8 protein-coding genes are annotated in these 6162 nt (G+C 37.3%); 3 read left to right on the top strand and 5 right to left on the bottom strand.

The window, feature by feature from the left end; all coding sequences use genetic code 11:
- Positions 1–12 precede the first annotated feature (12 nt).
- Both kdsB and ACR2MV_RS09035 read right to left on the bottom strand, forming a co-directional pair.
- Complete coding sequence (gene kdsB / locus ACR2MV_RS09030) at positions 13–744, bottom strand: 3-deoxy-manno-octulosonate cytidylyltransferase (RefSeq protein WP_434021586.1); 732 nt, start codon at positions 742–744, stop codon at positions 13–15.
- A 5-nt stretch (positions 745–749) separates the two neighbouring features.
- The gene (locus ACR2MV_RS09035) at positions 750–1943 is read right to left on the bottom strand and encodes a DegT/DnrJ/EryC1/StrS family aminotransferase (protein ID WP_434021587.1); all 1194 of its coding nucleotides are present in this window, start codon (positions 1941–1943) and stop codon (positions 750–752) included.
- Positions 1944–2164: 221 nt separating this feature from the next.
- Between ACR2MV_RS09035 and ACR2MV_RS09040 the strand changes: the two genes are divergently transcribed.
- Complete coding sequence (locus tag ACR2MV_RS09040; protein WP_434021588.1) at positions 2165–3172, top strand: adenosine deaminase; 1008 nt, start codon at positions 2165–2167, stop codon at positions 3170–3172.
- A gap of 9 nt (positions 3173–3181) precedes the next feature.
- Here ACR2MV_RS09040 and ACR2MV_RS09045 read toward each other — a convergent pair whose 3' ends face one another.
- From ACR2MV_RS09045 to idi, 3 genes are read right to left on the bottom strand one after another with little or no spacing between them, the layout of a single operon-like run.
- Positions 3182–3724 (bottom strand): peroxiredoxin, encoded by a 543-nt coding sequence (locus ACR2MV_RS09045; RefSeq protein ID WP_434021589.1) that lies wholly within the window; start codon positions 3722–3724, stop codon positions 3182–3184.
- Positions 3724–4134, bottom strand: a complete 411-nt coding sequence (locus ACR2MV_RS09050) for a 6-pyruvoyl trahydropterin synthase family protein (RefSeq protein ID WP_434021590.1) — start codon at positions 4132–4134, stop codon at positions 3724–3726. Before ACR2MV_RS09050 ends, ACR2MV_RS09045 begins: the two co-directional genes overlap by 1 nt.
- Positions 4131–4652 carry an isopentenyl-diphosphate Delta-isomerase gene (gene idi / locus ACR2MV_RS09055; protein WP_434021593.1) on the bottom strand — a complete coding sequence of 174 codons (522 nt, stop codon included), beginning with the start codon at positions 4650–4652 and terminating at the stop codon, positions 4131–4133. Before idi ends, ACR2MV_RS09050 begins: the two co-directional genes overlap by 4 nt.
- Before the next feature lie 109 nt (positions 4653–4761).
- Between idi and ACR2MV_RS09060 the strand changes: the two genes are divergently transcribed.
- Both ACR2MV_RS09060 and ACR2MV_RS09065 read left to right on the top strand, forming a co-directional pair.
- Positions 4762–5463: a peptidylprolyl isomerase gene (locus ACR2MV_RS09060; RefSeq protein WP_434021591.1), complete on the top strand. Its 702-nt coding sequence runs from the start codon at positions 4762–4764 to the stop codon at positions 5461–5463.
- 48 nt (positions 5464–5511) lie between these two features.
- Positions 5512–6024, top strand: a complete 513-nt coding sequence (locus ACR2MV_RS09065; protein WP_434021592.1) for a DUF4760 domain-containing protein — start codon at positions 5512–5514, stop codon at positions 6022–6024.
- Positions 6025–6162: the final 138 nt, after the last annotated feature.

Consider the following 6162-nt stretch of genomic DNA (forward strand, 5'->3'; position numbering starts at 1 on the left):
TTAATTTAAACGTTAATTCTTAATAAATTTGGCTGCCTTTATAAGGTCTTCAGGAGTATCGATTTCTATACCCATATAGCTTGTCTCCACCATTTTGATTTTCTTTCCATACTCTAAATAGCGAATGCATTCTACTTTTTCTGTCGCTTCTAAAGCACGCATAGGCAGGTGATAAAAATCCAAAATTGCCTGCTTTCTAAAAGCGTAGACCCCGATATGTTCAAAATACCGTGCCCCTGCATCTTTGTCTCTTGGATATGGAATTGGGGACCTCGAAAAATACAGGGCAAAATTTGCCTGATCCACAATCACTTTTACATAATTTGGATCTGTTATATCCTTCCAATCAGTAATTTCCTGCATCAGTGAGGCCAGATCTATCTGTGAAGCATCTTCTCCCTGAAAAACGTCAATAACTGCTTTTAAAGGTTCTTTTTTTACAAATGGTTCATCTCCCTGCACATTGACAACAATATCAATATCAAGGTTCTCAACAGCTTCTGCAATACGATCCGATCCACACTCGTGTTCTTTTTTGCTCATAATGGCCTTACCTCCTGCTTCTTCAACAACACCCTTGATTACCTCACTATCGGTTACCACATATACCTCGTCAAACAGACCCGTATCAAGTGTCGCAAGATAGGTTCTTACAATAACAGGTTTGCCTCCAAGGTCAGCCATTAACTTCCCAGGAAATCTGGTGGCTCCGTAACGAGCCGGTATCATCGCAATTACTTTCATAGAAACTAAAGTATTGATTTTATAGCTTTGGCCATTCTATCTGCTCTGTCTTTTACTTCCTCTTCTGTCCAAGACAGCTTGATCAGACAAGAAATATTTCTTGAAATAATATCATCCGATTGAGGAAACTTTTTATTCTGCAAATTTTTCAAGCCCTCTTTAATGTGATCTGATAAGGGGAACAAACTTTTCACTTCCTTTAAGTGATCCCATCTTCGAATATAGTGCCAATTATTATTAAAATAATTCCAGTATCCGTCAATACCATGTTCTTTAAAGGCTTCAACCACCTTATTAGACAACTCGGCAGTAGGCATAAAAAAGCTTAAAAACCCACAACTATTTCCTTCCGGATCAGGAATTCTTCTAAAACTAACTTCCTTAATAGTGCTAAGAGCTTCTTTTATAATTGCATGATTTCTTCTCTGGATCGCGATGAAGTCATCCATTTTACGAATCTGACCCAGGCCAACCGCTGCATGCAACTCTGAAATTCTATAATTATACCCTAAAATTGGATGGGTTTCAGCCCCTCTGTCACTACCTACATGATCGTGACCATGATCTGAATATTGATCTGCATGCAAGGCGTAGTCACTGTTATTTGTCAATACCGCCCCTCCTTCTCCACAGGTAATCGTCTTTACGAAATCAAATGAAAAGGTTCCTGCATCTCCAATCGAGCCCAGCATTTCTCCTTTGTAGGTGCCTCCGAAGGCCTGACAGGCATCTTCCAGCAACAAAAGATCATGTTTTTTACATATGGCTTTTAAAGCATCCAGATCCGCCATGGATCCGCACATATGAACAGGCATTACCACCTTGGTCTTTGATGTTATTGCTGCCTCAACGGCTGCGGGGTCCAGCGTTAATGTATCGTCAATCTCAACCAATACCGGTGTTGCACCTGAAGCCATGATGGATTCAAAACTGGCAACAAAAGTAAAACTAGGCATAATGACCTCATCACCAGCTCCCACTCCCATTACAGCCAATGCGACATTCAATGCAGTTGTTCCACTACTTGTAAGCTGTGCATGTTGCACCCCGAAACGCTGTTCTAATTCTCTTTCTAATTCTTTGGCCTTCCAATGTCCGTTTCTCATTCCGTCAAAACCATATCGCATCAATACTCCGTTTTCCAGAACGTCATGCAATTCCTTTCTCTCGGCATCACCAAATAATTCAAATCCAGGCATATATTTTATCTTTTAATTTTCATTGTTTTAATGGGAGCAAAGATAATTATTTCAAATGAATAAATACTTTTGAATACCCATTGAAAAACCTCTTAAAAAATAATCAGAACTGACCTTTAAGGAGGCCTTATTTTAACCTGAATTGAATCTATTTCTATCGGGTGAGTCATTCCGTCTTTAAAAATAATGCTCTATCATGTACAAATTATTATTTTTACGCCATGGAAGCATTTATACAAAATATACCAAAAGCAGAACTTCATTTACACATTGAAGGCACATTCGAACCGAGCCTTATGTTTGACATCGCAAAAAGAAACGGGATCAGCATCCCTTTTGCATCAGTGCAAGAAATTGAACGAGCTTATAATTTTGATTGTTTACAAGATTTCCTGGATATCTACTACCAGGGAGCTGCTGTATTAATTCATGAAAAGGATTTTTATGATCTAACCTATAGCTATTTAGAAAAATGTGCTGCACAGAACATAAGACATGCGGAAATCATGTTTGATCCTCAAACTCATACTGAAAGAGGGGTCAGTTTTGAAACAGTTATCGACGGTATTTATAAGGCATGCAAGGATGCTGAAAAGAATCTAAATGTCTCTTCGATACTTATTATGAGCTATTTACGACATCTTTCCGAAGACGCTGCTTTTCGAACCTTAGAACAATCACTTCCATTTAAAAATCGTATCAAAGCAATTGGACTGGATTCGAGCGAAAAAGGAAATCCACCCTCCAAATTCAAAAAGGTATTTGAAGCTTCAACCAAAGCAGGCTTCATTCCTCTGGCACATGCCGGAGAAGAAGGTGATGCGGATTATGTATGGGAAGCCCTTGATATTTTGAAAATAAAAAGAATTGACCATGGTAACAATTCTTTACAGGATGACAAACTTGTTCAGGAAATCATTCAAAGAGATATCGCACTTACGGTTTGTCCTTTGTCGAATAGTGCACTTCAGGTGGTTACTGACTTACACAAGCATCCCCTAAAAAAAATGATGAATCTTGGAATGAAAGTAACCGTAAATTCTGATGATCCGGCGTATTTTGGCGGACAATTAAATAAAAATTTTATTGAAATTCAGAAGGCCTTGGATCTTTCTAAAAAAGATATTTATGAATTGGCAAAAAACTCCTTTGAATATGCCTTGATTGATTCAGATCAAAAAGAAGCGTATATCAGCGAATTAGAATCTTTTTACAAAGCACATCAATAAACAAAACGATTATTGAATGTTGTTATTAATAGCTTCTATTGATTTTTGAATATGCTTTTCTGCTTTTAGCTGACTTTCGTACATAAAGACTACTTTTCCGGTCAGATCAATCACATAGGTTACCCTGCCCGGGATCAATCCTAACATATTCCCTTTGACACCAAATTGCGTTCTCACCTTGTTATCTATATCGGCTAACAGGGTAAATGGCAGGTTGTATTTATCTGCGAAGTTCTTATGACTTTCAACATCATCTCCGCTAATCCCAATCACTTTGATATTTTTGTCTGTAAATTCTTCATAAGAATCTCGGAAACTGCAAGCCTCCTTGGTACACCCCGGTGTATCATCCTTCGGGTAAAAATAGACGACCATGGCTGTCTTTCCAACATAATCATCCATATCAAAAGCATTTCCAAACTGATCGTCCAACACAAAGGAAGGCACTTTGTCCCCTACCTTTATCGGAGACTGATCGCCCGGTTTAAACGCTGCAAACAAAACAGTTCCCAGCAGTAAAACCAATACTATATATAGTGTTTTCTTCTTCATTATTCTCCGGTATAAGTGACAAAATTTCGCGGTGTCTCATAAAGTGTAATTGTCAACTCCAATTGCTTTTCAATCTTGGGGCGTAACTTATTCCAAATCACAACAGAAATATTTTCGGCAGTAGGGTTCAACGTTTTAAATTCTGATACTTCCTCATTTAAATTCTTATGATCAAATTTTTCTTCCACCTCATCGCGAATCAGATCCTTTAATACCTTCATATCCATTACAAAACCCGTTTCTGGGTGAATGGGTCCTTTCACTGAAACGATTAGTTCATAATTATGACCATGATAATTTGGATTTGCACATTTACCAAATACAGATGCGTTTCTACCATCGGTCCATTCATTATTATACAATCTATGTGCTGCATTAAAATGCGCTTTTCTACTTACAGTTACCTTCATATTTTCACTAGTCTTTGATCGTATTCTTTAAAAATAATTTTAAACCATTCTGTATACATTTCGGGATGTTCTTCCATGTCTTTTTTTACATCCTCCAATGTCATCCATTTAAAAGAAGCTACTTCCTCTGGATTTATTTCCGGATCTTCATCAAAAGAGCCGATCATAACATGGTCCAGTTCATGCTCGGTCAATCCATTGTCAAAAGGCGCTTTATAGACAAACCAAAACAGTTCTTTCAACTCACATTCAAAACCCATTTCTTCCTGCAACCTTCTCCGGCCTGCCTCAATATTCGACTCTCCGTCTCTTTGATGACTACAACAGGTATTGGTCCACAATCCAGGGGAATGATACTTATCCAAAGCCCTTTGCTGTAGCATTAATTCACCCTTTTTATTAAATATAAATACCGAAAACGCTCTGTGTAGCAATGCTTTTTCGTGGGCCTCCATTTTTCCCATCAAGCCCAATTGCTTGTCTTCTGTATTGACTAAAATTACTTTTTCTTCCAAAATTTTCTTTTTTACAAAGTTAATTATTTACATCCTTATTGGAAAGTCTTCTTTTCGATTCATCGATTTATCTCATTAGCATATATTTGTACCCTATAAATCGTATTTGTTTATGAAAATTACTCTTTACTCCATCATTTTTTTTGCATTGGTTTTAGTCACAGGTTGTGGAAAAGATCCGGTAAAAAAGTCAAGTGACGAAGTGAAAAAATCAATCATAAAAAAACCTGCAGTTCCATTAGAAGTGGTTGAGGAAAGGCCCAAAGATTCTATCAATAGTAAGAATGTTACCGAATTTCTAACCCTTTATGGAAATGAAAATAAAGAAAATCTGGTCTTGCTCAAAACCAGATTAGGCGCTATAAAAATTCGTTTATATGAAGATACACCGCTACACAGAGCCAGTTTTATTTTTTTGAGCAACATGGGGTATTTTGATACCACCTGCTTTTATCGGGTGGTTCCCGATTTTGTGATTCAGGGAGGCGAATCTGAACGTTTGGATACTCAAAGATTCAAGGCACGCTATGAACGTTATAAGATTTCTCCTGAGTTCAGGGAAGGGCGGAAACACAAATATGGCGCTGTAGCGCTGGCACGTGACTGGAAAAACAATCCGGGAAAAAAGTCAACAGCATTTGAATTTTATATTGTTCAAAACAGAAAAGGTGCCCATCACCTGGACAATGAACATACTGTGTTTGGTGAAGTCATATCAGGATTTGATACCATTGATAAAATTGTCAACCTTAAAGCCGGGAATGATGAATGGCCTTTAGAAGATGTCTTTATGAAGATGGAGGTTGTTCCTTAAAATTACGTACCTTAGAAATATAATCTTTTACCTTTAACGATTCCAACAATGCAAACGCTAGAGTTACTTAGTCAATTAGCTCCTATACTCAGTTTTATTACTATAATTATTGCCATTATATTTGGGATTCTTCAACTCAGGCAGTTTAAAATTCAGCGCAAAGATATCGCAGCTGTTGAAATCATGAGGACCATGCAGGATGCACAATTTACAGATTCTTTAAATTTAATAAATCAATCCGGGCATATAGAAAATGTAGCTTACCTAAGAAAATTTGACCCTGAACTTGAGAAAGCTATTTTAGCGATTACTACGAAATTTGAAACCCTGGGGTTTTTGGTCTATAAGAAAGTGATCCCTATTGATTTTGTGGAGCAGCTCATTGGTGGTGTTGGTGTTTCATTATGGCAAAAGTTAGAACCGTTTATCAAAGATTATAGAGACGTAAATGATCAGAGGTTATTCCTCGAATGGTTTGAATGGCTGGCTTTTCAATTTAAGCACAGAAAAAGAGACGAAGCAATTCCTGCACTTGACAAATTCAAAAAATGGAATTCCTAATGGTCAATTTCAGGAGTTGACTTATATTTGCGCACTAATTTTTATACATGGATTTACTTCAGGAAATAGAAAAAAGGAGAACTTTTGGTATTATCTCGCATCCGGATGCTGGTAAAACAACCTTGACAGAAAAACTAC

Origin of the sequence: Lutimonas sp., assembly GCF_051011215.1 — a bacterium.
In the GTDB taxonomy this organism is placed as follows: Bacteria; Bacteroidota; Bacteroidia; order Flavobacteriales; family Flavobacteriaceae; genus Lutimonas.